The organism is Paenibacillus amylolyticus (assembly GCF_036894225.1).
GTDB classification, from domain to species: Bacteria; Bacillota; Bacilli; order Paenibacillales; family Paenibacillaceae; genus Paenibacillus; species Paenibacillus amylolyticus.
Genome location: NZ_CP145892.1, coordinates 828,482 through 854,525, shown reverse-complemented (window position 1 = coordinate 854,525; position 26,044 = coordinate 828,482). Strand labels below are relative to the sequence as shown.

Below are 26,044 nucleotides of genomic sequence, written 5' to 3'. Positions count from 1 at the left end.
TCAGGCTAAATCCCAACAGATAACCACAACAAAAACCGCCACAGGATTCGCTCCTGTGGCGGTTTTCTTCATGCTTTATCATCAGAACTAACTCAACCGGTCAGCTCCCTGCACTATTGAATCGGTTTGACCATATGATTATACTCATGTCCTGCGATGACAATCACATCGTCTTTGACATATCCCTGCCGTTCGTACAGCATTAGCGCACGGCCGTTGTCTCGTTCTACAATCAAGGATACCTGCGAGTGACCCAGATCTCTGCCCTGCTGCTCAAAAGCAGCCATCAGTGCCCGGCCGATGCCCTGCCCCTGATAAGCTTCACTTACCGAAAGAGTATCCAGATAATACTCCCCCGGACGGGTCTCTTTGACCAATGTATACTTCTCATCCCGGCTTCGTCCAGGTCGATCCAGAATCGGCTGGTCCAGACGATCTGCTTCTCCGCCATCATAGGCTACCAGAATCCCCGCAATCAGCCCATCCTGCTCCATCACTGTCACATGACGATAGCTAATCCGGTTGTTTTCCTGTACATAGAACTCCTGCAAAATCTGCATCGCCTTCTCATGATCCGCCTCACCCGCTAGCGAGTAAGCAATGTCCCCGATCGCCTGATACAGCAAAAGAATAACCTGATCAGCATCTTCTATGCGCGCAGGTCTGATCAGAGGAGATGTTTCGTGGTGATCTAATTGCATTTTGGAATTATTCATCAGATTAACATGTTGAACAGATTTAGATTTTTGTTCAGTTCGGTATAGGCGATACCTTTGCGGTTCATGCGTTCAATGAGCGGGTGGTAATCTTCCTTGTACATCAGCTCGATGCCCACCAAGGCAGGGCCATTTTCCTTATCATGCTTTTTCGTATATTCAAACCGGGTGATATCATCATTCTTCCCTAGAACTTCCTCCAGGAATTCACGTAAAGCTCCTGCACGCTGCGGGAAATTAACCATGAAATAATACTTCAGACCTTCATAGATCAGGGAACGTTCCTTGATCTCCTGCATCCGGTCGATATCGTTGTTCCCGCCACTAATAACACAGACCACCGTCTTGCCCACGATTTGCTCACGATATTGCTCAAGCGCCGCAACAGCCAAGGAACCGGCAGGCTCGACAACGATCGCATTTTCATTATAGAGTTCCAGAATAGTTGTGCAGGCTTTGCCTTCTGGCACTTTCACAATGTCATCAAGTATACTGTTGCAGATATCAAAGGTGAGATCGCCAACCCGTTTCACCGCTGCACCATCCACGAATTTATCAATATCATCCAACGTCACAACCTGTTTGCGGAACATCGCCTCACTCATGGAAGCTGCCCCAAGTGGCTCAACTCCAATGATGCGTGTCTCTGGACTCACGGTCTTCATGTAGGTTCCCACGCCGGCTGCCAACCCTCCGCCACCAATTGTCACGAACACATAGTCGGCATTCTCATCGAGACTTTCCATGATTTCCATCGCTACCGTACCATTACCTGCAATAATCTTCGGTTGATCAAAAGGATGGATAAACGTCATGCCCTGTTCGTCACATGCACGCATCGCTTCAGCATAAGCGTCATCATACGTATCCCCGATCAGCACCACTTCAACGTTGTTTCCACCAAAGCGACGCACCTGCTTCACCTTCTGGTTCGGTGTTGTACTCGGCATGAAGATTTTGCCGTTAATTCCAAGGGCATTACAGCTAAAAGCAACACCCTGAGCATGGTTGCCCGCACTTGCACAGACAATACCCTTCTCCATCTCGGCTGGTGTCAGACTGCGAATCATATTATAGGCGCCCCGAATTTTGAACGAACGCACCACTTGAAGGTCTTCCCTTTTCAGATACACATTACAGTTATATTTGGCCGACAATACAGCATCCCGCTGTAACGGCGTTCTAACAATGACCTCACGCAGCACATGATGTGCGCGTACGATATCTTCCATGCCAACACTGGCACGACCGGGACTTGTGGTTCCCGTTGGTTCTTGTTCAACTGGTTTCATGTTGTCTCCACACTCCGCTTTTATGGTCTATATATGTTGAACTAAATTTTATTTACACTGACACTACGATGACAGAATAACCCTCCAATCGCTGTTATCCCCAGATTTTTTCGATTCCCTTTTCTCAAGGGAAAAATCCGGTGATAGCGTATGCTTCCGATGCAGCTTTCTTTCAGAAAGCTTTTAGACGAACGCTTCGCTTTTTCAGGTTCTTTCTGTCCTCTCCGTTATCGTGTAAATCATTAAATTCAACTTATCTAGCAATGTCGCGCACTGCTTTTCTTTGTATTGTATCACTTTTGTTCTGTTCTTGCGCCTGAGCTCACATCATTTATCATTCGTACAATTTCATTAATAATGACCTGAGGGTCTGTATACATAACCATATGTCCCGATTGATCGGCCCCAATCCATCTCGCATTGGATAGCTGGCTCACCGTCTGGCGATGCGCCGTGATGAGGGCAGGTCTGATTTTCCCCTCTCCCTTGCCCGGGTTCGTACCCGAGATCACGCTAACTTCCAGATTACCCAGAGCCGGAGGATGTTCCAGCAACGCTGCCATGTCATCCAGAAATGTTTTGCCTTCCGCAAGCATCGTGCTGGCTGCCCGTACAGTGAAATCCTCCTTGAGGTGATCCGCTGCCACATCGTCAGGCTGAACACTTCCAGCTTTGCTGCCAAGCATCTTATATAAGCCAGTTCGCGCCATGATTGGAATAATGAAACCATTGATGGCAAAGCTCTTTTTAGCAAGCTTGGAAAAATACATTTCGCAATGCTCGTCTGATGGATCTACCAGGATAATGCCATGTAATCGAGATAGATGTGCAGCTGCCGCAGCCCGTACAATCGGACCGCCCCAGCTATGTCCAACCAGAATGAATGGGCCCGGGCCCAGAGCTGTCAGCAGTTCTCCAAGATCCCCTGCAATGCGTTCAAGGCTGCGGGGAGCCGAGTCGACATCACTTCGTCCCGCCCCTGCCCTGTCATACACGACAGCACGTGCATGCTCAGCAATGGCTGGTGCAACCAGTCCCCAGTTTGATCTGGAGGCGCCCATACCGGACTCAAATACAACCGTCAGCTCTCCTGTTCCCCTGGACATATAATGTAGTTTGCGACCATCACGGGTCTGAACAAACGCACTTGAACCAAACGTATGTGAGCTAGGATTAGGATCCATGTTCCCTCCTGATTACAAGCATAGTCATCTTTCACCGAATCTAATTGAAAATGATTATCAATTACTTCATTATAGAATAATCCATGCTATACGACAACCATATTGCTTCATCAAGTTACAGCAGTCCTGTCTCCTCTGTCACGTTGCAAGGATCATCCCTATCCCACCGTTTCGGTAACCCTCCTTTTTCCTTATACAAAAAGAAAACCCGATCCATGATCGGATCGGGTAAATGTACCAGCTACTAAACGGCTGGCCCTCATATACACCTTCCTGTTGCTTCGTGCGCAGTGCCTGCACGGATTGCACATTCGTTTAATCCAAGGATGGACAAATCTCGGTTTAAGGCCGCTGCCCCTTATCCCCGAATACCATGATCCTTGTTGTTCAGCTGCTCCAGAAGTTCATTCATCGCTTCTTCCGTCATGGCCCCACCGCTAAACGCAACCAGTGCTCGTAGCGGCATATATTTCATCATCGCATCCATCATATCTGCATGATCCCCGGCATCATCACCGCCGAACCCACTGGCTTCCTTGAATTGTTGCAAAGCCTGGTCCAGTAGCTGTTTATGGGCCGGATCACGCTGGATATCACCCAATGTACTATTACGCGTATAGGTTGGAAGGAATGTCGCTGTAGACTCTACATTCACACGTGTGTGCACATGAATGTCCCGTGAGGAACTGCCTACCTGAATCTCGAACTCTCCGGTCTCCACATGCCAGTCCTTCATATCTACGTTGTAATAGGCGAATGAACGTTTGTTTAGTGTGAAGCTCACCACTTTGGACTCTCCAGGTTCAAGGGCCACCTTCGCAAATCCTTTCAATTCTCTTACCGGACGAATAACTGTGCTCTCTACATCGCTGACATACAACTGTACAATCTCCTTGCCCGCTCTGTCACCGGTATTGGTGACCCTTACTTGCACATTCACCTCATCCTGATCGGTCAGTTCTGTGCGATCTACCTTCAGATCAGCATATTCAAATGTCGTATAACTCAGTCCATAACCAAACGGGAACAGTGGCTCCAGCTCTTTTTTGTCATAATAGCGGTAACCAACAAAGATGCCTTCCCGGTAATCGACACGATCCCCTTCGCCCGGGAAATTCAAGTAGGATGGATTATGGCTGAGCTTGGCAGGGAACGTCTCCGCCAGTTTACCGGACGGATTCACCTCACCATACAGCAGATCAGCTATCGCTCCACCAACAGCCTGTCCACCAAGATAAGCTTCGAGCACGGCTTGCACCTGCGGTAACCAAGGCATCTCTACTGGAGATCCGTTGCTCAGCACAACGACGACACGTGATTGAACCTTCGCAATCTCTTCAATCAGACGAATATGATTGTCAGGCAGACGCAAATGGGCACGATCATACCCTTCGGATTCATAACGATCCGGCAATCCAACAAACACAACAGCGGTATCCGCTGACTGTGCTGCCTGAACAGCCTCATGCATCAATGTCTCATCCACATCATCCGCTTCAATCCGATAACCTGGGGCATACGAGAAGGTTACACTTTCGCCAGCCACCTGTGTCATCTCTTCCACAATATCATCCACTTTGGTCGGATTAATGTGGGAACTTCCCCCGCCCTGGAAGCGAGGTTTACGCGCAAATGCCCCGATTATCGCCACATCGCCTTCACGCCCAAGCGGCAGGATACCTTCTTCATTTTTCAGCAAAACCATACTCTCGGCTGCCACCTTACGCGCAAGTTGGTGATGCTCATCCTTGTTATATGTAGCCCCATCTTGCTTTTGATCAACGGCATTAAAGATCAGCGTAAGCAGACGCTCCACCGCCCGATCCAGCTTGTCCAGCGGCAGTTGTCCGCTTTCTACGGCATCGATCAATTTACGCTCACCGATTCCACCACTTGTTGGCATCTCCAGTTCCAGTCCTGCTGCAAGAGCGTCTGCACGTTCATTGACCGCACCCCAGTCTGATACCACAAGACCTTCGTGTCCCCATTCGTCTTTCAGGATATCCGTAAGCAACCATTCATTCTCACCTGCATACGTACCGTTCACCTTATTGTAAGAACACATCACCGTCCACGGCTGTCCATCCTTCACTGCACCTTCAAAGCTCGCCAGATAAATTTCACGCAGCGTCCGTTCATCCACCACCGCATCAATCGACATACGCCGTTCTTCCTGATTATTAACTGCAAAGTGTTTGAGAGACGTACCCACACCCTGGCTCTGCACACCCTGAATATGACCGGTAGCCATCTGCGTAGATAACAACGGATCTTCGGAAAAGTATTCAAAATTACGTCCACCCAATGGGGAACGTTTAATATTTACACCCGGTCCAAGTAATACCGCTACATCCTCGGCCTGACATTCCTCTCCCAAAGCCACCCCGACCTGACGCGCCAGCTCCTTGTCCCATGAACTAGCCAATCCTGCCGCAGACGGGAAACAGGTTGCAGGCACACTCGACGTTAGCCCAAGATGATCCGCACTCCCATCCTGCTTGCGAAGCCCATGAGGTCCGTCCGTCACCATGATGGATGGAATGCCAAGACGCTCCACCCCTTTCAGATGCCAAAAGTCCAGGCCCGAGCACATACCCGCTTTTTCTTCCAGTGTCATCCGCTGTACCAGTTCCTTGATGTTACGTTCCACATTAACCCCTCCAGTTCATGATGTTGATACATAGCTATATCACTAAGCATACAAGGTTATCTACCACACATTCAAATGTTTACCCGGTTAGTAACGGTTACATAACACCAGTCAATCATTTCCTCTTCCTAACGATGACTAAATAAAAAGAAAAAACAGCCCGATCTTCACGATCAGGCTGTCTCTATACGTTTCATAACCGTCTATCCACCCAATTTACGCCTGAGTCTTAAACCAAGCTGCCGCAGCTTCTGCCTCAGTACGAGTCAACTGATGACCCTGACGCTCCCAATGCGTGTTTACATCGGCACCTGCACCGCTGAGCAGCGAAGCAAGTTCCTCGGTTTCACGTCTTGGTACAATCGGATCGTTCTCGCCCGCACCAATGAACACAGGCAGACCTTTCAGATCCGGCAGTTCGAGTCCGCGCAACGGTACCATCGGGTGATGCAGAATTGCACCTTTGAATACGTCTGCTTGATGGAAGATCAAGCTTGCCGCAATGTTGGCACCGTTAGAGTAACCCAGTGCATACACGTTGGACCGATCAAAACCGTATTCCACCGCAGCTGCATCTACAAAAGATCCCAGCTCTGCCGTACGAGCAATCAGATCTTCTTCATCAAAAATGCCTTCGGCCAGGCGGCGGAAGAAACGGGGCATCCCGTTCTCCGATACATTACCCCGCACCCCAAGTATGCCAGCTCCTGGTGCGATCATCTCCGCCAGACCGATCAGATCATTCTCGGTTCCGCCTGTGCCATGAAGCAACAGGATTGTTGGCGCATCCGGCTGAGCACCTGCTTTATAGATATGTTTCATTGTATTGGTTGTGGTCATGATTTGGACTCTCCTTTCCATTCACGTACTTCAATTCGTGGCAACAATTGTTCAATCTGCTCACGCTGTGGTTCATACCATTCAGGCAACATCAGTTTCTCACCCATGCTCTCTGCTGGTTCATCCCGTGCAAATCCCGGAGGATCCGTAGCCAGTTCGAACAGTATACCACCCGGCTCCCGGAAATACACAGCGTTGAAGTATTGACGGTCAATGACTGGCGTTGGATGATATCCGGATTGTTCAAGATCCTGCTGAATTTGTTCATGTTCCACGTAATCTTTGGCACGCCATGCAATATGGTGAACCGTTCCGGCTCCACCAATCCCGCGTTGGATACCTGTGGACTGAATATCAATGATCTGACCAATATCGCCGCTTGCCTGAAGACGAAGGAGTCCGTTCTCTTCACCGACTTGCTCCAGACCCAGTTTGCTCACCAAGACGTCCATGGTTTTCTCAGGAACGTGGCTGAACAATACGGCTCCGCCAAATCCTTTGATGGCATGCTCCGGTGTCACACCGTTGAAACTCCAGTTGCTTGGCTGACCGCCTTCACGCTCAACCAGTTCAAGCAACAGACCGCCTTTGTCGAAGAAACGAATGTACTGCTCACCAAATCTGGTTTTATTTTCATATGGAATATCGAAGGAAGCAAGACGTTCTTTCCAGAAAGGCAGGCTTCCTACAGGAACCGCATATACGGTAACTCCAGTCTGACCTGACCCAATGACACCTCTTCTTGAATTCTGCTGTGGGAAAAAGGTAATGATTGTGCCCGGTGCACCCTGCTCATTCCCGTAATACAAGTGATACACGTCCGGTGCATCAAAGTTTATTGTTTTTTTCACCAGTCTGAGCGCCAACACAGCTGCATAAAAATCAACGTTTTTCTGCGCATCGTCAACAAAAGCTGTAATATGATGAATTCCTGAAGTTCTGAACATAATCTCCACTCCCTTGGTTTTAGTTGTATCATAGGTTGTTTTTGCTTCTTTTATTTATTGCTTTTCGTTATTTATCTTTAAATTAAGATTCTTTAAATTTATATTAATCCATTGGACCTCAATATGCAAGCTTTTATTTTAAAATTAAGATTTAATACAAAAAGCAGGCCCCGATCACTCCGGGAACCTGCTTAGCGTTATAACGATTGATTAGCTTGTTTCGTATTCCTGTATTACTTTTGTATTAATGCTTCTTAAACCAGTTTCATTCTTTTTGGTGGATTCACCAAATCTTTATGCTCGTATTCATCCTTGATATCTCCGACAATCTCTTCAAGGATATCCTCCATCGTAACCATACCTACCGTAGCACCTGCCTCGTTTTTCACGGTTGCAATGTGTACACGGCTTTGCTGCATCTGGATCAGTACATCCTTGATTGGAGAACGCTCGGAGAAACTCGGTGTATTGTGAACAAATGTCTCCATATTGAAGTCTCTGCCTGCTGCTACACTCGTCAGCATTTCTTTCGTGTTAATGAAGCCAACAAAATGAGCCTGATCCCCATTCGCAATAACAGGGTATCTCGTGTATTCGTGTCGATTCAGCGTCTCAATGATCTGATCAATCGGCATTTCCTTATTCAGAGTAACAATTTTATCTCGTGGTATCATAATCTCCTGAAGCAGACGCTCATCAAAAGCAAAAATGTTTTTGAGATAGTCCAGCTCCGTCTGGTTGATCTCGCCACTCTCGTAGCTCTGAGCCATAATCAGCTTCAGCTCTTCTTCGGAGTGAACGGTATCATGCCCGGCAGGTTTTACACCAAATATGCCAAGCAACAGACGAGCAGCTCCATTTAGCGCGTAGATGAATGGATTCATGATTTTACCGAACCAATACAGTGGTGGTGCCAGCAACAGCGTCATTCTCTCTGCAAACTGAATCGCCAGGGTTTTCGGTGCCAATTCACCAATAACCACGTGCAGGAACGTAATGATCGCCAGAGCAATACCATAGGAAAGCACGGTAGACAATGCCGCTGGTACTTCCATTCGCTCAAAGAGCGGATGCAGCATTTTCTCAACAGTAGGTTCACCCAAGGCTCCCAATACCAGCGCCGTAATGGTGATCCCCAATTGACATGCCGACAGATAATAATCAAGGTTGTGCGCCACTTTTTTGGCCAGTACTGCCTTTTTGTTGCCTTCCGAGATCAATTGATCGATTCGGGACATCCGTACTTTAAGAATTGCAAATTCGGCTCCAACGAAAAAGGCTGTCAGACCTATAAATACGGCTACTAAAAATAAATTCAAGGCTATTATTCCGTCCAATGATTTCCCTCAGGTTGAGGGATTCACCTCCAAATAAAATTTATATTAAGGTTGCACAGACCACTCCGATGACAAAATAACCTTCCGACCGCTGTTATCACCAGATTTTTTTATTCCTTATATAAAAGGGGAAAATCCGGTGATAAAGGCGGACGCTTCGCTTCTTCAGTCTATTCTGTCCTCTCCGTTATCGCAAAAATATTTAAATTTTTAAAAGATTTCCGGACAAGATCACGCCAGATCGCTAGTAGCTTCCTCAACCTGTGCGCCGCTCACTCGTTCCAGAAGAACTTGTTTGATGTGATAGTTTTCGGTATCCACAACGGTCCAGACATAATCACCGTGTTCTACCGTGTCTCCTTTTTCCACACCTACACCCTTCTGGTACTGAATCCATCCGGCCACGGTATCCATCTCTTCATTACCTTCAAAGATAAGTCCGAACTGCCGCTCCACTTCATCCAAAAGTACCCGACCATTAATGAGATATTGATTCTCTCCGGTCTCCTGGATATCAGCCACCTCATCGGCATCGAATTCATCGCGAATCTCACCGACAAGTTCCTCCAGAATATCCTCCATCGTAATGATACCCGAGGTACCCCCATATTCATCCACGACCACGGCCATGTGTACACGTTCCTGCTGCATTTTAATCATTGCATCCTGGATACTTGTAACTTCGGAAACAAATGGGATCTCACGAACGAACTCGCTTAGCTGATATGATCTTGCGGCTACCATGTCAGGCAAAATCTTTTTCACATTCACAACGCCGATAATGCGGTCCTTGTCCCCATCCTCGATGACAGGGTAACGTGAGTAGTTATGTTCATCCAATATAGGAATAATATCGTCATAGGTCATATCCTGATCTAATGTCACCAGTTCTGTACGAGGTACCATGATGTCTTTGGCATCACGTTCATCGAACACAAATACATTTTCCAGATATGAAAGCTTGGTCTTGTTGTTCTCGTCACCTTCGTAACTCTGGTTCATGATGATTTTGATCTCATCCTCCGAGTAGGCTTGATCATGTTTGGCAGGCTTTACACCGAATCCTCGCAGAAGAACACGTGAAGTTCCATTAAGCGCCCAGATGAACGGATACATGATTTTACCAAACCAGTATAGCGATGGGGCGAGCATTAATGTCAGTTTTTCTGAGAATTGAATCGCTAACGTTTTCGGTGCCATCTCACCAACAACCACGTGCAAGAACGTGACGAGGATAAAGGCGATCGCATAGGAAGCAATCGACGAGATTGAAGCAGGTACATCTAAATAATTGAATACCGGATATAACAATCTCTCAACCGTCGGTTTTCCGAGCGCTCCCAGTCCCAGTGCAGTGACCGTAATACCGAGCTGACAGGCTGATAGATAATAATCCAGGTCCGAGACAACTTTTTTGGCGAGTACAGCCTTTTTATTGCCCTCCGCGACCAGTTGATCCACTCTTGATGTACGAATTTTGACTACAGCGAACTCCGATGCTACGAAAAATGCAGTCAATGCAATCAAGATAATAAGTAAAGCGATATTCAATATGGTAATTATGTCCAATGATTTCCCCGGTTCTCAGGGATTCACCTCCAGAGATAGTTACAGCGTGATCCGTTAACTGTGTTAACCATTCATCAACTGTTAGTCTTTCAACACGACGTCTGCCTTATATAAAATTGATTTCAATGATATCTTTTGTATAAGTCTTACGTTTGACCTTGTAAAATTACAAAACAGGAATTCAAGATGAAGTCAATGACTTGCAGAAACTTCTTCATTCAAATCGGGTTACCCCTCATGCTGTCAATTGTTCCTCGCTTAACTCCACCTAGATTCGCCATTTGGACAATTTACAATATCGCCTACCCAATAGATATCCACCTCCCCTCGTACTCATTCCTGTTTCCGAAAAGTATACCATGTTTCCCGCTCAACCATCCAGTTGCACGTAATGGTTTGCCACAAGCTTACAGTATAATGTTCACAAATTAGTCTCTATGTATGTTACATACTTTATATAATATGATTGATATTACCTCATAATGTGATAATCTTCACATGTTTAGTATAGTCCAATTTATAAAAATACTACCCCTTACTTTAGGGCATTAAACATGCCGGATCTCCCTGATTTAATCCCGTTTTAAATCTTCCCCATATTCTTTCCCGTATAAAACAAGTCCGGCCGTATGCACAAGATACATCTATATACGTAGCAAAGAGCCCGCAAGATGCAAATACCTTTCCGGTATACATCTTTACGGGATCTTATATTCATTCTATACGAGTGCTTTGGCAGCAATATCCGTTCGCTGATGTTTACCATCAAAATGGATACGCTCCGCCTGTTGATAAGCTTTGTTTCTAGCTTCAGCAATATCCGTACCAAGGCCAACTACACCCAGGATCCGTCCACCATTCGTAACCCAGTCTCCCGCTTCACTACGCGCTGTACCTGCGTGGAATACCACGGCGTCATCTACTTGGTTCAGTCCTTCAATGACTACACCTTTGGCATAAGGACCCGGATAACCTCCTGAAGCAAGCACCACACATACTGCGGCTTCATCACTCCATTCAATCTCAATATCAGCCAGCTTGCCATGGACGGTTGCCCAGAAGATATCGAACAAGTCACTCTTCAGACGTGGCAATACAACCTGTGTTTCGGGATCACCAAAACGCGCGTTGAACTCAATCGTTTTTGGTTTACCATCTGGTGAAATCATCAGCCCGGCAAACAATACACCCTGGAATGGGCGTCCCTCGGACACCATCGCTTTGGCAGTTGGTTTGATGATCGTCTCCACGGCTTCTTCAATAATCGATGCTGGGATATGTGGCAATGGTGAGTATGTACCCATACCGCCTGTGTTTGGACCCTGATCATTGTCGAATACAGGTTTGTGATCCTGTGCTGCGGCCATCGGACGAACCGTCTCCCCATCGACAAAAGCCAGAATGGACATTTCCTGCCCTGCGAGGAATTCCTCGATGATGACTTTGGCTCCCGCTTCACCAAATACCTTCTCCACCATGATGTTACGCAGAGCCTGATCAGCCTCATCACGGGAATAAGCTACTGTCACACCTTTGCCCGCTGCAAGTCCATCTGCCTTGATGACAACCGGAATTGCTTGCTCATTCAGGTATGCTTGAGCTTGTTCGTAATTGTCGAATTTCTCATAGGCTGCAGTTGGAATGTTGTATTTGTGCAGCAGATCCTTCATGAACGTTTTACTTCCCTCGATCTCTGCTGCATTGCGACGAGGTCCAAATACCGGAATACCTGTCGAATCAAATGCATCCACGATTCCATCCGCCAACGGATCATCCGGACCAATAACCACTAAACCTACTTTAAGCTCTACAGCAAGAGCCGTTAGTTTATCGAATTCATTTACTGCAATGGCATGACACTCAGCCAGTTGAGCAATGCCTGCATTTCCCGGTGCACAGTGAATCTTGTCTACCTTTGGACTCTTTGCCAATGCCCAGATGATTGCATGTTCCCGGCCACCGCCGCCTACTACCAGAATATCCATTCGCTCTGTTCCCCCTCCGTGCATAACTGGATTTGTTACGCTAATGCGTGTTAAAAAACCTAAAAAAGAGGGGGTGTACCATAAGTCATAAGTATGACTGGCGACACCCCTTATTTAAACCTTTTTCGTTCTAGTGTTTGAAGTGACGAACGCCTGTGAAGACCATGGCAATTCCGTATTCATTGGCTACTTTGATGGACTCTTCATCTTTGATCGAACCACCAGGTTGAATTACCGCTGTAATTCCGGCTTTTGCTGCCAGTTCCAGCGTATCACCCATTGGGAAGAACGCATCGGATGCCAGAATAGCACCTTTTGCTTGCTCGCCCGCTTGCTCAATCGCAATTTTGGCTGCACCCACACGATTCATTTGTCCAGCGCCCACACCCACCGTCATATCATTCGCAGCAAGTACAATCGCATTGGATTTCACGTGTTTAACTACTTTCCAGCCAAACAACAGCTGTTTCAGTTCTTCTTCCGATGGCGCACGATCGGTTACCACGTTCAGTTCACTCGCTTCGATGGAGTGTACATCGGACTGTTGCACGATCATGCCGCCGTCGATGGACGTTACCACGAATTGGCTCTCCCGTTTACGAGCAGCATTCAACTCACCCGTTTTGAGCAAACGAATGTTTTTCTTCTTCGTCAGGATATCGAGAGCCTCTTTTGTAAAGTCAGGAGCAAGTACGATTTCCAGGAAAATCTCGCTCAATTTGCCTGCTGTGTCGCTGTCGATAATGCGGTTCGCTGCCACAATGCCACCAAAAATAGACGTTGGATCTGCAGCATATGCCTTGCTGTAAGCTTCATAGATACTTGCGCCAATACCTACGCCGCATGGGTTCATATGTTTAACCGCCACAACGGCCGGTTCTTCAAATTCTTTGACAATCTGCAATGCTGCGTTCGCATCGTTGATGTTATTGTAAGACAACTCTTTGCCATGCAATTGCTCGGCTGTTGTCAACGTATCTTGAGCAGCCAGCGGTTTGCGGTAGAATGCCGCCTGCTGGTGTGGATTTTCGCCGTAACGCAAATCCTGGAGTTTTTCGTAAGTAACCGTTAGACGCTCTGGCAGTGGATCGCCATTTACGTTGGACAGGTAGTCGGAGATGAGTGCATCGTAAGCCGCCGTATGACGGAACACTTTTGCCGCAAGCCGTTTGCGAGTTTCGAGAGTGGTATCTCCATCGTTGCGCACTTCCTCCAACACTTGGCTGTAATCAGATGCGTCTACAATGACACTGACAAAGGCATGGTTTTTGGCTGCCGAGCGAAGCATCGTTGGACCGCCAATATCGATGTTCTCGATGGCATCTTCGTATGCTACGTCCGGTTTCGCAATAGTCTCTTGGAATGGATATAGGTTCACGACAACCAGATCGATATAGCCAAGACCGAGTTCTTCCATTTGGCGTGTGTGCTCTTCGTTATCACGCACAGCCAACAACCCACTATGAACTGCCGGATGCAATGTTTTGACACGTCCGTCCATGATTTCCGGAAATCCGGTCACATCCGAAATTCCGATGACAGGTACGCCTTCTTTCGACAACAGGCTGCTTGTACCTCCTGTCGAAATAATCTCCACACCCATTTGCGACAGCTCGCGGCAAAAGTCCACGATGCCCGTTTTATCCGATACGCTAACCAGCGCTCTTTTGATACTCACAATATGCTCCTCCTTTAATGTCCCATGGCTTCGCGTTTCCTGACGAAACACAGCCGATTTATTTCCCGAGAAATATCACAAAATGCGTACCAATATTCGACTTCTGTTATACAGTTGATAAATGGATTTTCACACTAAAACACTACGAGTCCAGAATAATCTTTCGATCGCTGTTATTCCTAGATTTTTTTGAACAATTTCTCAATGGTAAAAATCCAGTAATAAAGGCGAGCCCTTTGCTTCTCCAGCTTATTTCTGTCCTCTTCGTTAATGTGTGAAACAGTTTAAAACTATATTAAACCGGTTTGTTAACAGTCACGTGACGTCCGTCTAATTGAACCAGACCTTGCGCGAACCATGAAACAACTTCAGGATATAACTGCTGTTCAGCCGCATGAATGGAACGGCTGATTGACTCAGGCGTATCCTCTGGCAAAATGGGAACCGGATGCTGGGCAATAATCGGTCCGGTATCCATGCCTCCGTCCACAAAGTGCACGGTCACACCCGTAACTTTCACACCGTATTCCAATGCCTGTCCAATCGCATCCTTACCTGCAAATGCCGGTAGCAAGGACGGATGAATGTTAATCAACCGCCCTGCGTAACGATCCACCACAACGGAAGTCAGCAATCTCATATATCCGGCAAGAACGACCAGGTCGATCTTTTTGGATTCAAGTACTTCCACGATCTCTGACTCATAGGCTTCACGGGAAGCATAATTTTTCGGAGTAAACAGATGACATTCCACGCCTGCGTCCTGTGCCCGCTGCACAACACGTGCAGATGGTTTATCACACACGAGCAGATCAACGGATGCATTCAGCCCACCATTCCGTACTGCATCGACCAATGACTGAAAGTTAGTCCCTTCACCCGAGGCAAATACAGCTATGCGGTAGTTCGCCATTAAACATCCGCTCCCGTGAAGGTTACTCGCGCATCTCCTTCAGTAACACGGCCAATGATGTACGCTTCTTCACCAGATGTTTTCAGTTGTTGCAGCGCTTCCGATGCATCTGCTTCATTAACGACCAGTACAAGCCCGACACCCATGTTAAATGTGGTGAACATGTCACGGTTCGAAACAGCACCCTTTTCCTGTAACAGGTTGAAGATTGGCAGGATCGGCCAAGAACCGTAGTCAATATCCACATTCACGTTGCTCGGCAACATACGTGGGATATTCTCGATGAAGCCACCACCTGTAATGTGTGCCATGCCTTTTACTTTTACCTTTTCCAGCAGGGACAACAGAGGTTTAACATAGATCTTTGTAGGTTCCAGCAGGGAATCACCCAGCTTACCGCCCAGTTCCGCTACTTCATCATGCAGATCAAGACCCGCATCTTCCAACAAAAGTCTGCGTACCAGCGAGAATCCGTTACTATGCACACCACTGGAAGCCAGGCCAATCACTGTGTCGCCAGGAGCAATGGTTGTACCATTGATGATCTTCGCTTTGTCCACGATCCCCACCGTGAATCCGGCAATATCGTATTCGCCTTCACTGTACATGCCCGGCATCTCCGCCGTCTCGCCACCGATCAACGCACAACCAGATTGATGACACCCTTCAGCGATACCCGCGACAATAGCTTCAATTTTCTCAGGAATGACTTTGTCACATGCCAGATAGTCGAGGAAGAAGAGTGGTTCTGCACCCTGTACCACAATGTCGTTCACACACATCGCTACCGCGTCGATTCCGATGGTATCGTGACGGTCCATGGCAAATGCAATTTTCAGCTTGGTGCCTACGCCATCCGTACCAGATACAAGCACCGGCTCATCGTATTTATCTTTGTTCAAACCGAACAGGGCGCCAAAGCCTCCCAGATCTGTCATCACTTCCGGACGGAAGGTACGCTTCACGTGTTTTTTCATCCGTTCAACCGCTTCATTACCTGCCGCGATATCAACGCCGGCCTTTTTATATGCTTCAGACAAGTGGAATCATCTCCTTTTTTTTCGCCCCACCTAAATCCTCCCGCCCGGGAGGACCCCATAGGACCTTGGCAGGCCCTCTGGACACCCGCCAAAAAAGCGGTGCAGAGGTGGCTGGTGTGATCTTGCTATGGTTGGTTCGTGCGTGATCTCGCGGGATTGTTCGCCGATTCCGTTGGCTGCAAGCCATCGGTCAGCGAACCCCGCTCAGCTACGCTGCGGGCAAGCCCGCTGGGCAGCTGCTTCGCCTGGCTGCCTGAGCCCCTGTTGCTCCGCAAGGCGGGGCTTAAGGGCGCGGGCTTGGCCCGGGGGCAGCTGCTTCGCCTGGCTGCCCTAGCCCCTGTTGCTCCGCAAGGCGGGGCTTAAGGGCGCGGGCTTGGCCCGGGGCAGCTGCTTCGCCTGGCTGCCTAGCCCCTGTTGCTCCGCAAGGCGGGGCTTGAGGGCTAACAGCTACAGCCGAATTTTTCCTCGCCGCCAAAATCGAGGCGGGTTGGGTAATCATGATCAAAACATGCGAGACATAGTCCGCCTTTAGGATCATCCTGATTATCTCCCTGAATCGATGCAATCAGTCCATCGGGACTGAGGAACTCCAGGGAGTCCGCATTAATTTCACGGCAGATTTCTTCCACCGACAACTGTGAAGCAATTAATTCACGGCTGTCAGGCGTATCAATACCGTAGAAACACGGGTTTTTGAAAGGTGGTGATGTAATCCGTACATGTACTTCCGTTGCTCCTGCATCACGTAGCATGTTCACGATCCGTCGGGAAGTTGTTCCCCGTACGATGGAGTCGTCAATCATAACCACACGCTTGCCTTCCACAACGCGACGCACAGCGCTCAGCTTCATCTTCACGCCCTGCTCCCGCAATTCCTGGCTTGGCTGGATAAACGTACGTCCGGTGTATTTGTTCTTGATCATACCCATCTCATACGGAATACCTGTCTGTTCAGCGTATCCAATTGCTGCCGAGATGCTGGAATCTGGTACCCCCGTAACCAAGTCCGCATCCACAAACGACTCAATCGCCATCCGGCTTCCCATCCGTTTACGGGCCGCATGCTGGTTCGTACCATTCATATCACTATCCGGACGAGCAAAATAAATATATTCCATCGCGCATAATGCCTTGCGGTGTTTGTGATGATCAAAGCGATCCTCGTGCAGACCATCTGCATCCAGCACAAGCAGTTCACCCGGTTCAATGTCACGGATTAACTCTGCGCCAATTGTTTCCAGTGCACACGTCTCGGATGCAAACAGATATGCATCTCCCAGCTTACCCATCGTCAGCGGACGAAGTCCGTGCGGATCGGAAGCCACGAGCAGTTTGTCATTGGTCATGATCAGAAATGCATAACCACCCACAATGCGCTGGAACGCCTCTTTTGCCGCTTCCACAAGCCCTTTGGAGGATCGTGCAATTAGATGCGCAATGACCTCGGTATCACTTGTTGTTTGGAAAATGGACCCGCTCTGCTCCAGCTCGCGCCGGATCGTTGGTGCATTCACAATGTTCCCGTTGGTCGCTACCGCCAAATCGCCATCACGGTATTTAAATACCAATGGCTGTGCGTTTGTCAGTTTACTGTCACCACTCGTTGAATAACGGACATGTCCAATGGAAATATCCCCGGTCAGCGTCTGCATCAGGTCTTTGGTGAATACTTCCTTCACCAGACCCATGCCGCGATGATAGTTAAACTGGCTGCCATCACTCACACACATGCCTGCACTTTCTTCGCCCCGATGTTGCAGCGCATGCAGTCCATAATAGGAGAGCGAAGCCGCGTCAGGGTGTCTGAACACCCCGAACACACCGCATTCTTCTTTCAATTTGTCGAGTCCTTCCTTGCCGGACCCTTCATTATAATAATCGCCTGTCCACAACGGTCCTGTCGTCAGTTCATGAGACATGGAATCGCATCCTCCCAGACCTGAGCCAAACCTCCTACAGGTTCGCTCACGGCTGATGTTCCGTTCAATTCAATCGTCAGGTTACTTCCTTCTACTCGTCCAATCACAGCTACAGGTACACCACGCTCACGTACAAATGCTTCAAGTTTACCCGCTTGCTCTGGCGTAGCCGACAACAAGATACGGGATTGGCTCTCACTGAATAGGGCGTGATCTGCACGCAATGCAGTCTCCACATTCACCTGTGCTCCTACGTTACCACTGATGCAAGACTCTGCGAGTGCAACAGCCAAGCCGCCTTCAGACAAGTCATGTGCCGAGCGAACGAGACCGGATTGAATAGCTTCCAGCACCGTGCTGAGCAACGCTTTTTCTGTTTGCAAGTTCAGTTCTGGTGGACGACCTTCCGTCTGACCATGAACCGCGTATTGCAGCTCGCTGCCACCCAGTTCAGCTTTTGTTTCACCCAGGAGGATGATAACATCACCTTCGGACTTGAATGCTTGTGTCGTGATATGATCCGTATCATGAACGAGACCTACCATACCGACAACTGGCGTTGGATAGATGGAGCCTTTGGCGTTTTCATTATACAGACTTACGTTACCACCGATGACCGGTGTATCCAGCACACGACAAGCTTCCGCCATACCGTCTACCGCTTTCTCCATTTGCCAGAAAATATCCGGTTTCTCCGGGTTACCGAAGTTCAGGTTGTCCGTAATTGCCAGCGGCTCTGCACCGGAACATACAATGTTACGCGCTGCTTCACTTACGGCAATCCGTCCACCAACTTCAGGATCAAGGTACACATAACGTCCATTACAGTCCGTTGTCATCGCGAGACCTTTGCGTGTGCCACGAATCGTAACTACGGCTGCATCCGAACCTGGGCGAACGGCAGTGCTTGTACGCACCATGTAGTCGTATTGATCATAAATCCATTTTTTACTTGCTACTGTTGGTGATGCCAGCACTTGTTTCAGTGCTCCGCCGAGATCCGACACTTCGTCATAACGAAGCGTGTCGATGGAAGCACTTTGCTCGTAGTAGGCAGGTACAGAAGAAGGTTTGTCATACACTGGACATTCGTCAACCAAAGCCGTTACCGGCATATCTCCGACCACTTCGCCGTGGTGGATCAATTTCAGACGACCATCATCCGTTACTTTACCAACTTTGGCACAGATTACGCCCCAACGTTCAAAGATTTCCATCGCCTGCGCCTCATCCTTCGGCTCAACAACGAACAACATCCGTTCCTGGGACTCTGACAACATCATCTCGTAAGGCGTCATGCCTTCTTCACGCTGTGGCACCTGATCCAGATACAGTTCCAGACCGTTACCCGCTTTACTTGCCATCTCTGCACTCGAACATGTCAGACCCGCAGCACCCATATCCTGAATTCCGAGCACGATGCCCGTGTCGATCAATTCCAGACATGATTCCATGACGAGTTTTTCCATAAACGGGTCACCAACCTGAACCGCTGTCCGTTGGGACTCGGATTCTTCCGTCAGTTCAACCGATGCAAAGGTTGCTCCATGAATTCCATCACGGCCTGTTGGCGGGCCCACATAGTAAACCGGGTTACCTACACCTTTAGCTACACCGCGCTGGATCTTGTCATGATCAATCAGACCCACACACATGGCGTTAACCAGTGGATTGCCTTCATAGCTCTCATCAAACATCACTTCGCCACCAACGGTAGGAATACCGATACAGTTACCGTATCCAGCAATACCCGCTACCACATGTTCGAACAAATATTTAACGCGATCACTCTCCAGCTTACCGAAACGAAGGGAGTTCAGTATTGCTACTGGTCTTGCACCCATGGAGAAAATATCACGGATAATGCCGCCCACACCTGTTGCCGCACCTTGATAAGGCTCAACTGCGGAAGGATGGTTATGGCTTTCAATTTTGAATACAACGGCCTGATTATCACCGATATCCACGATACCGGCACCTTCACCAGGTCCCATCAGGACACGTGGTCCAGTGGTTGGGAAACGGCGCAGTAATGGCTTGGAGTTTTTATAAGCACAATGCTCGGACCACATTACACTGAACACACCAATTTCCGTGTAGTTTGGCTTTCGCCCCATGAACTCACAGATCAGCTTATACTCGCTGTCAGATACGCCCATTTGTGCGTAAAGTTTATGTTCTGCGACCTGTTCTGCTGTTGGTTCCTTAGCGGATAGCTGCTGCGTCATGCCGATCCCTCCATGCTTTCAAAATAGATGTAAACATACGTTTGCCGTCTTCCGAACCAAACAGTGAATCCACTGCACGCTCTGGATGCGGCATCATGCCGATCACGTTTCCAGCCTCGTTACAGACTCCTGCAATATCACCCAGGGAACCGTTCGGGTTGGTCCCGTACGTAAATACGATCTGGTTGTTCGCTTGCAGACTCGCAAGCGTCTCCTCGTCGCAATAATAGTTTCCTTCACCGTGAGCAATCGGGATGATAATCTCTTCACCTGGTGCATAGTCACGTGTAAATGGTGTATCTGCGTTTGCCACTTTCAATACCGTATCGTGACAACGGAATTTCAGGGAAGTGTTACGGATCAATGCACCTGGAAGCAATCCCGCTTCCGTCAGGATCTGGAATCCGTTGCAAATACCAAGAATATATTTACCTTGTTCAGCAGCCTTCGCTACCTCGTTCATTACCGGTGCAAAGCGGGAAATCGCTCCGCAACGCAAGTAGTCACCATAAGAGAAACCACCCGGAACTAAAATACAATCATAAGCCGAAAGATCTGTAGCCGTGTGCCATACATAATCAACCTCTTGCCCAATGGCATCTTCCACTGCCTTATAACAGTCGATGTCGCAGTTGGAGCCAGGGAACACAAGAACTGCAAATTTCATGAGATTAACCCTCCAATTCGTAGCGGTAATCTTCAACAACGGTGTTGGCCAGCAACTTTTCACACATGACTTTCAATCGTTTCTCCGCTTCCGCACGATCTGTTGTATCCAGGTTCAATTCCATGACTTTACCGATCCGTACACTTTCCACTTCGTTGAATCCCATAGAATGCAGGGCTCCTTGAACAGCTACGCCTTGCGGGTCGAGTACGCTTTGCTTAATAGTGACATATACGGTTGCTTTGATCATGATCCTTATGTTCCTCCTCAGTAATGAACGGGATAAATGCTTTACGCTGTTAAAAGGTGGGGCTTGGGGCGCTTGCTCCGGGGCGGATTGTTCTTCCGGTCGCTTGTTGTCCCCAGGTTTTTTGGATTGTTTTGGCCCGCTCTGCGGTCAAAACCCGGGGACAAAGGCGAACGCTATCGCTCCTTTAAGAACAATTCCGCCCCTCCGCTAGTCCATGCGACGTTTTTTAAAGGCCTAAACCTTTTACGTTGCACGGTGTGTAATGGTCTAGCCTGACCATTACTTGAAACAATTAATGGTCTTTAAGTTACTTTAGTAACCTTATTATTTTTATATTTGTAGACTTCCTGTTTAATAGAAGTCTTTGGTCTTAATTGCCTCACCCACCAGTTTGAACACTGGCGGAGGGAAAGATTTGAGCTGGAGAAGCGGAGCGTTCGCCTTTGCAACCGGAATGTTTCCTTTTGAAAAAAGGATTCAAATCAATACATTCCGGGGGCAACAGCGATTGAAAGCCAAACTTTCCTGTAGCCCGCTCAAACGTTAAAACTTTATTATTTCGTTAAACGGTTATAAATATCGACGTATCTTGCGGTTGTTGCTTCAACTACCTCTTGTGGAAGTGGATCAGGTTTGCTGTTCTTGTCCCAATCGGTTCCGGCGAGATAGGTGCGCACTGGCTCTTTATCCATGCTGTCGATCTCGATGTCGAGTTCATAATTCTCTTTGGCCCAGAAGCGTGAAGCATCTGGGGTGAAGATTTCGTCAATCAGGATGACCTTGCCATCCACGATGCCGAACTCGAATTTGCAATCTGCCAGAATGATGCCACGCTGATCACAGTAATCACGGGCGAATTCGTACAGGCGCAAGCTTTTTTCCTGAAGCTCAACTGCGAGTGCGTCTCCCACCAGTTCTTTCATGCGATCCATTGGGATGTCCTCATCGTGACCAACATCGTTTTTGGCTGCCGGTGTGAAAATAGGAACTTCGAGCTTGGCGTTTTTGCGAAGTCCATCAGGCAGTTTAATGCCATTCACTTCACCACTCGTCTCGTATTGTCTCCATCCCCCACCCGTGATGTATCCACGCACGACACATTCAATATCAATGCGTTCTGCTTTGCGGGTTACCATGATGCGGTCTTTGAGCAATTCAGGGTCTGTGATGAGATCACCCAGTTGATTCACATCGGTATGAACGACGTGATTCTCCATCATGTCACCCGTCAGTTCGAACCAAAAGCTGCTGAGTTTATTCAGTACGTTTCCTTTCTCGGGAACCGCCGGGTCCAGCACGTAATCAAATGCCGATATACGGTCCGTAACCACGATCAGAAAATGTTCACCCAGATCGTATAATTCACGTACTTTTCCTTTATATAACAGAGGTGCTTTAACGAGATCTGCCGCAGTGGACAGTGCCATGGGCTCACCTTCTTTCAGGAGATGTAAAGTATACGTCCAATTCCCCTCTTCACGCGGGGCCACTCCGAATGCAGAACAACCTTCCAATCGCTGTTATCCCCTGATTTTTCTGATCCCCTTTCTCAAGGGGAAAATCCTGTGATAAAGGCGAGCGCTTTGCTTCTTCAGGTTTTTTTCTGCCTTCTCCGTTCCAGCGTGAACACATAATCAACCTATACTTTTAGGGAGTAGAATAATCCAAAGCCTTATATATTAGTCGTTCAAGCCGAGCTTTTTGAAGATGGTGTCAACGTGCTTCAGGTGCCATGACGGGTTGAAAGCATCTGCGATTTCTTCTTCGTTCAGCACTTCCGTGATTTCCGGTGTGGATTTCACGATATCCTGGAACTGGCGTTGTTCTTCCCATGCTTGCATCGCACGTGGTTGAACGGTATCGTACGCTTGCTCGCGGCTGAAACCTTTGTCGATCAGCTTTGTCATGATACGACCGGAGAATGGTACCCCGTAGGTGCGCTCCATGTTACGTTTCATGTTCTCAGGGAATACCGTCAGGTTCTTCACGATGTTACCAAAACGGTTCAGCATGTAGTTCAGCAGCATCGTTGCATCCGGCAGAATGATACGTTCTACGGAAGAATGTGAGATGTCGCGTTCATGCCAAAGTGTTACGTTCTCGTATGCCGATACCATATGTCCGCGAATGACGCGGGACAGACCGGAGATGTTTTCACTACCGATCGGGTTACGCTTGTGCGGCATCGCGGAAGATCCTTTTTGACCTTTTGCAAAAGCTTCTTCCACTTCACGGAATTCACTCTTCTGCAGTGCACGTACCTCTGTAGCGAACTTGTCCAGGGACGTTGCGATCAACGCCAGTGTAGCCATATATTCTGCGTGACGGTCACGTTGCAATGTTTGAGTTGAGATCGGCGCAGGCTTCGTGCCCAGCTTCTCGCAGACAAACTCTTCAACAAACGGATCGATGTTCGCGTACGTTCCTACTGCGCCTGAGATTTTGCCGTATTGTACATTGTCTGCTGCATGGCGGAAACGCTCCAGGTTCCGTTTCATCTCTTCATGCCACAATGCCATTTTCAGTCCAAATGTCGTTGGCTCCGCATGCACACCGTGCGTACGTCCCATCATTGGGGTGTGCTGATAAGCCAATGCTTTTTCACGAAGAATTTCAATGAAATTCACGATATCCTTTTCCAGAATCTCATTCGCTTGACGCAATACATAACCTAGAGCCGTATCCACGACATCTGTGGAAGTCAGTCCGTAGTGCACCCATTTCCGCTCTGCACCCAGACTTTCAGATACCGTACGTGTAAATGCGATAACGTCATGACGTGTTTCCTTTTCAATCTCATAGATGCGATCGATATCAAAAGATGCGTTCTGACGAAGCAATGCTGCTTCTTCCTTAGGGATTACACCCAGTTCGGCCCACGCCTCACATGCACAAATTTCAACTTCCAGCCACGATTGGAATTTGTTTTCTTCGGTCCAGATGGCTCTCATTTCGGGTCTGCTATAACGTTCAATCATGAATTTGTATTCCTCCAGAGGTTAGTTTGTTCAATCCATTGCAATCCTTCTTCAACATCCTGACAGAGCAGATTCACATGCCCCATCTTCCGTCCTGTTTTTGCTTCTGTTTTACCATATATATGAAGCTTGGGAATCACACCGAGCTCTATCGCTTCTGCATCAGGTTGCCCTGTTCTAACGATAATACCTTCCAGATGCTCTCCAAGCACATTGACCATAACAACCGGACTCAATAACGAAGTGTCCCCAAGTGGTAATCCGCAGATCGCACGGATATGTTGTTCGAACTGAGAAGTCGCACAAGCTTCCATCGTATAGTGACCAGAATTATGTGGTCTTGGTGCCAGTTCGTTGACGTACAGTCTTCCATCCGCCGCTACAAACAGTTCCACAGCCAGCAACCCAACAGCCTTCATCGATTCTGCCACCGCTGCTGCCAGTTTCTGTGCTTCAATCTGGATGTCTGCAGCAACTCTAGCCGGTACAATTGAAGCATGCAAAATGTTATTTACATGAATGTTCTCCGCTGGCGGGAACGTTTTGATCTCCCCATTTGTACTACGCGCTACTACGACCGAAATCTCGCATTCAAACTTGATGAATTGTTCCAACACCAGTTCCGCACCAGTAGCCGCAAGTTCTTCGTATGCCGCAACAGCCTGACTTGCTTCCCGGATGACCCGTTGACCTTTGCCATCGTAGCCTCCAGTCACCGTCTTCAGTACACACGGCACTCCAAGTTCGCTAACAGCAGCAAGCATCGTATCCACACTTGTGATCTCACGATAAGGCGCGACTCTTACTCCAGCAGCTTCGATCGCACGTTTTTCACGCAACCGATGTTGTGTGGTGTACAGTAACGCACTTCCTTGCGGAACGTAAGACTCACGCTCGAGCAGCCCAGCGACTTCTGCATCCACATTTTCGAATTCATACGTAATGACATCGCATTGCCGAGCCAGTTCAAGTGCAGCTTTGGCATCGCCATAACCAGCTTCAATCTGACGAGCAACTTGACCACAAGGCGCATCCGCAGCGGGATCAAGAGTAACGAATCGATACCCCATTGCCGTTCCTGCGAGCGTCATCATACGTCCGAGCTGTCCGCCTCCAAGAATGCCGATGGTTGTTTTCCCGGGCAACAGGACTTTTTTTAGCTCTCCTGCTATACCGGATTGGTTCCCTGCTCTATTCATAGTTCTTCACTACTTTCGAGTACTTCTTGTTTGATGCGCTCTCGGCGAGCTTCAGAGCGACGTTGGACATCCGGGTCAAAAGCACCGATCATTTGAGCTGCCAGCAATCCTGCATTCGTTGCCCCTGCCTTGCCAATCGCCACAGTTGCGACGGGAATACCACCAGGCATCTGAACAATGGACAACAAGGAATCGAGACCGTTCAACGCTTTGGATTGAACCGGTACGCCAATGACTGGAAGCATCGTTTTGGCGGCAACCATACCGGGTAGATGTGCTGCCCCGCCTGCGCCTGCAATGATCACCTTGAATCCTCGATCAATTGCTTGCTCTGCGTATTCAAACATCAGATCCGGTGTACGATGGGCGGAGACCACCTTTTTCTCATACCCAATCTCCAGTTCGTCCAGCACCTCGCACGCATGTTTCATCGTTTCCCAATCCGACTTGCTGCCCATAATTACAGCGACTTGCAGTGACATGAATACATCCAACTCCCGTCTGAGCTTTTTTGATTACATCTGACTATTAAGGGACTCTTATTATGTGTGAAATGAAAAAATCCGCTACCCGCGAAAACATCACATTTTCTCCGGACACCGGACTCCAAGAAATACGTATCCCTCATTTGGGCATGCCAAAGGGGGCTTGC

21 protein-coding genes are annotated in these 26,044 nt (G+C 48.3%); all 21 read right to left on the bottom strand.

The features are described from left to right. Positions 1-113: 113 nt before the first annotated feature. The 21 genes from V6668_RS03925 to purE all read right to left on the bottom strand — a co-directional run bounded on the left by V6668_RS03925 (position 114) and on the right by purE (position 25,874). Complete coding sequence (locus V6668_RS03925) at positions 114-701, bottom strand: GNAT family N-acetyltransferase (RefSeq protein WP_036668426.1); 588 nt, start codon at positions 699-701, stop codon at positions 114-116. A gap of 14 nt (positions 702-715) precedes the next feature. Further along, positions 716-2,008, bottom strand: coding sequence for a threonine ammonia-lyase IlvA (gene ilvA / locus V6668_RS03920; RefSeq protein WP_036606060.1), 1,293 nt, complete (start codon positions 2,006-2,008; stop codon positions 716-718). A gap of 293 nt (positions 2,009-2,301) precedes the next feature. Further along, on the bottom strand, positions 2,302-3,192 hold the full coding sequence (locus V6668_RS03915) for an alpha/beta fold hydrolase (protein ID WP_076320038.1): 891 nt from the start codon (positions 3,190-3,192) through the stop codon (positions 2,302-2,304). A 358-nt stretch (positions 3,193-3,550) separates the two neighbouring features. After that, a complete protein-coding gene (locus tag V6668_RS03910; protein WP_036668390.1) occupies positions 3,551-5,842 on the bottom strand; it encodes a beta-glucosidase family protein in 2,292 nt (763 codons plus the stop codon). A gap of 216 nt (positions 5,843-6,058) precedes the next feature. Beyond that, positions 6,059-6,664 carry an alpha/beta hydrolase gene (locus tag V6668_RS03905; protein WP_036668429.1) on the bottom strand — a complete coding sequence of 202 codons (606 nt, stop codon included), beginning with the start codon at positions 6,662-6,664 and terminating at the stop codon, positions 6,059-6,061. A 14-nt stretch (positions 6,665-6,678) separates the two neighbouring features. Beyond that, complete coding sequence (locus V6668_RS03900; protein WP_036668391.1) at positions 6,679-7,629, bottom strand: ring-cleaving dioxygenase; 951 nt, start codon at positions 7,627-7,629, stop codon at positions 6,679-6,681. Between the two features lie 254 nt (positions 7,630-7,883). Then, complete coding sequence (locus tag V6668_RS03895) at positions 7,884-8,966, bottom strand: hemolysin family protein (RefSeq protein ID WP_036606063.1); 1,083 nt, start codon at positions 8,964-8,966, stop codon at positions 7,884-7,886. A 231-nt stretch (positions 8,967-9,197) separates the two neighbouring features. Then, positions 9,198-10,535, bottom strand: coding sequence for a hemolysin family protein (locus tag V6668_RS03890; protein WP_338707748.1), 1,338 nt, complete (start codon positions 10,533-10,535; stop codon positions 9,198-9,200). Between the two features lie 719 nt (positions 10,536-11,254). Beyond that, positions 11,255-12,520, bottom strand: coding sequence for a phosphoribosylamine--glycine ligase (gene purD / locus V6668_RS03885; RefSeq protein WP_338707747.1), 1,266 nt, complete (start codon positions 12,518-12,520; stop codon positions 11,255-11,257). A 130-nt stretch (positions 12,521-12,650) separates the two neighbouring features. Next, positions 12,651-14,198: a bifunctional phosphoribosylaminoimidazolecarboxamide formyltransferase/IMP cyclohydrolase gene (gene purH / locus V6668_RS03880; RefSeq protein WP_338707746.1), complete on the bottom strand. Its 1,548-nt coding sequence runs from the start codon at positions 14,196-14,198 to the stop codon at positions 12,651-12,653. Between the two features lie 295 nt (positions 14,199-14,493). Next, the gene (gene purN, locus V6668_RS03875) at positions 14,494-15,111 is read right to left on the bottom strand and encodes a phosphoribosylglycinamide formyltransferase (protein WP_036606067.1); all 618 of its coding nucleotides are present in this window, start codon (positions 15,109-15,111) and stop codon (positions 14,494-14,496) included. After that, on the bottom strand, positions 15,111-16,151 hold the full coding sequence (purM, locus tag V6668_RS03870; RefSeq protein WP_100526313.1) for a phosphoribosylformylglycinamidine cyclo-ligase: 1,041 nt from the start codon (positions 16,149-16,151) through the stop codon (positions 15,111-15,113). Before purM ends, purN begins: the two co-directional genes overlap by 1 nt. 283 nt (positions 16,152-16,434) lie before the next feature. Then, entirely contained in the window at positions 16,435-16,626 is a 192-nt protein-coding gene (locus tag V6668_RS03865) for a hypothetical protein (RefSeq protein ID WP_338707745.1), read from the bottom strand. Continuing rightward, the gene (gene purF, locus V6668_RS03860) at positions 16,592-18,070 is read right to left on the bottom strand and encodes an amidophosphoribosyltransferase (RefSeq protein ID WP_036606069.1); all 1,479 of its coding nucleotides are present in this window, start codon (positions 18,068-18,070) and stop codon (positions 16,592-16,594) included. The genes V6668_RS03865 and purF overlap by 35 nt, the downstream gene beginning before the upstream one ends. Beyond that, positions 18,055-20,298 carry a phosphoribosylformylglycinamidine synthase subunit PurL gene (gene purL, locus V6668_RS03855; RefSeq protein WP_127551762.1) on the bottom strand — a complete coding sequence of 748 codons (2,244 nt, stop codon included), beginning with the start codon at positions 20,296-20,298 and terminating at the stop codon, positions 18,055-18,057. The genes purF and purL overlap by 16 nt, the downstream gene beginning before the upstream one ends. Then, the gene (purQ, locus tag V6668_RS03850; protein ID WP_253505581.1) at positions 20,276-20,965 is read right to left on the bottom strand and encodes a phosphoribosylformylglycinamidine synthase subunit PurQ; all 690 of its coding nucleotides are present in this window, start codon (positions 20,963-20,965) and stop codon (positions 20,276-20,278) included. Before purQ ends, purL begins: the two co-directional genes overlap by 23 nt. A 4-nt stretch (positions 20,966-20,969) precedes the next feature. Further along, complete coding sequence (gene purS, locus V6668_RS03845; protein WP_017690695.1) at positions 20,970-21,215, bottom strand: phosphoribosylformylglycinamidine synthase subunit PurS; 246 nt, start codon at positions 21,213-21,215, stop codon at positions 20,970-20,972. Between the two features lie 554 nt (positions 21,216-21,769). Further along, a complete protein-coding gene (locus V6668_RS03840) occupies positions 21,770-22,642 on the bottom strand; it encodes a phosphoribosylaminoimidazolesuccinocarboxamide synthase (protein WP_076253839.1) in 873 nt (290 codons plus the stop codon). A gap of 252 nt (positions 22,643-22,894) precedes the next feature. Next, on the bottom strand, positions 22,895-24,193 hold the full coding sequence (gene purB / locus V6668_RS03835) for an adenylosuccinate lyase (RefSeq protein ID WP_036668399.1): 1,299 nt from the start codon (positions 24,191-24,193) through the stop codon (positions 22,895-22,897). Next, complete coding sequence (purK, locus tag V6668_RS03830; protein ID WP_338707744.1) at positions 24,190-25,392, bottom strand: 5-(carboxyamino)imidazole ribonucleotide synthase; 1,203 nt, start codon at positions 25,390-25,392, stop codon at positions 24,190-24,192. The genes purB and purK overlap by 4 nt, the downstream gene beginning before the upstream one ends. Further along, on the bottom strand, positions 25,389-25,874 hold the full coding sequence (gene purE, locus V6668_RS03825; protein ID WP_017690699.1) for a 5-(carboxyamino)imidazole ribonucleotide mutase: 486 nt from the start codon (positions 25,872-25,874) through the stop codon (positions 25,389-25,391). The genes purK and purE overlap by 4 nt, the downstream gene beginning before the upstream one ends. Between the last annotated feature and the right edge of the window lie 170 nt (positions 25,875-26,044).

What these genes read in the sequence shown, in the direction of transcription:
- V6668_RS03925 (WP_036668426.1), bottom strand. Translation starts at nt 701, where the DNA reads ATGCAATTAGATCACCACGAAACATCTCCTCTGATCAGACCTGCGCGC.
- ilvA (WP_036606060.1), bottom strand. Translation starts at nt 2,008, where the DNA reads ATGAAACCAGTTGAACAAGAACCAACGGGAACCACAAGTCCCGGTCGT.
- V6668_RS03915 (WP_076320038.1), bottom strand. Translation starts at nt 3,192, where the DNA reads ATGGATCCTAATCCTAGCTCACATACGTTTGGTTCAAGTGCGTTTGTT.
- V6668_RS03905 (WP_036668429.1), bottom strand. Translation starts at nt 6,664, where the DNA reads ATGAAACATATCTATAAAGCAGGTGCTCAGCCGGATGCGCCAACAATC.
- V6668_RS03900 (WP_036668391.1), bottom strand. Translation starts at nt 7,629, where the DNA reads ATGTTCAGAACTTCAGGAATTCATCATATTACAGCTTTTGTTGACGAT.
- purD (WP_338707747.1), bottom strand. Translation starts at nt 12,520, where the DNA reads ATGGATATTCTGGTAGTAGGCGGCGGTGGCCGGGAACATGCAATCATC.
- purN (WP_036606067.1), bottom strand. Translation starts at nt 15,111, where the DNA reads ATGGCGAACTACCGCATAGCTGTATTTGCCTCGGGTGAAGGGACTAAC.
- purF (WP_036606069.1), bottom strand. Translation starts at nt 18,070, where the DNA reads ATGTCTCATGAACTGACGACAGGACCGTTGTGGACAGGCGATTATTAT.
- purL (WP_127551762.1), bottom strand. Translation starts at nt 20,298, where the DNA reads ATGACGCAGCAGCTATCCGCTAAGGAACCAACAGCAGAACAGGTCGCA.
- purQ (WP_253505581.1), bottom strand. Translation starts at nt 20,965, where the DNA reads ATGAAATTTGCAGTTCTTGTGTTCCCTGGCTCCAACTGCGACATCGAC.
- purS (WP_017690695.1), bottom strand. Translation starts at nt 21,215, where the DNA reads ATGATCAAAGCAACCGTATATGTCACTATTAAGCAAAGCGTACTCGAC.
- V6668_RS03840 (WP_076253839.1), bottom strand. Translation starts at nt 22,642, where the DNA reads ATGGCACTGTCCACTGCGGCAGATCTCGTTAAAGCACCTCTGTTATAT.
- purB (WP_036668399.1), bottom strand. Translation starts at nt 24,193, where the DNA reads ATGATTGAACGTTATAGCAGACCCGAAATGAGAGCCATCTGGACCGAA.
- purK (WP_338707744.1), bottom strand. Translation starts at nt 25,392, where the DNA reads ATGAATAGAGCAGGGAACCAATCCGGTATAGCAGGAGAGCTAAAAAAA.
- purE (WP_017690699.1), bottom strand. Translation starts at nt 25,874, where the DNA reads ATGTCACTGCAAGTCGCTGTAATTATGGGCAGCAAGTCGGATTGGGAA.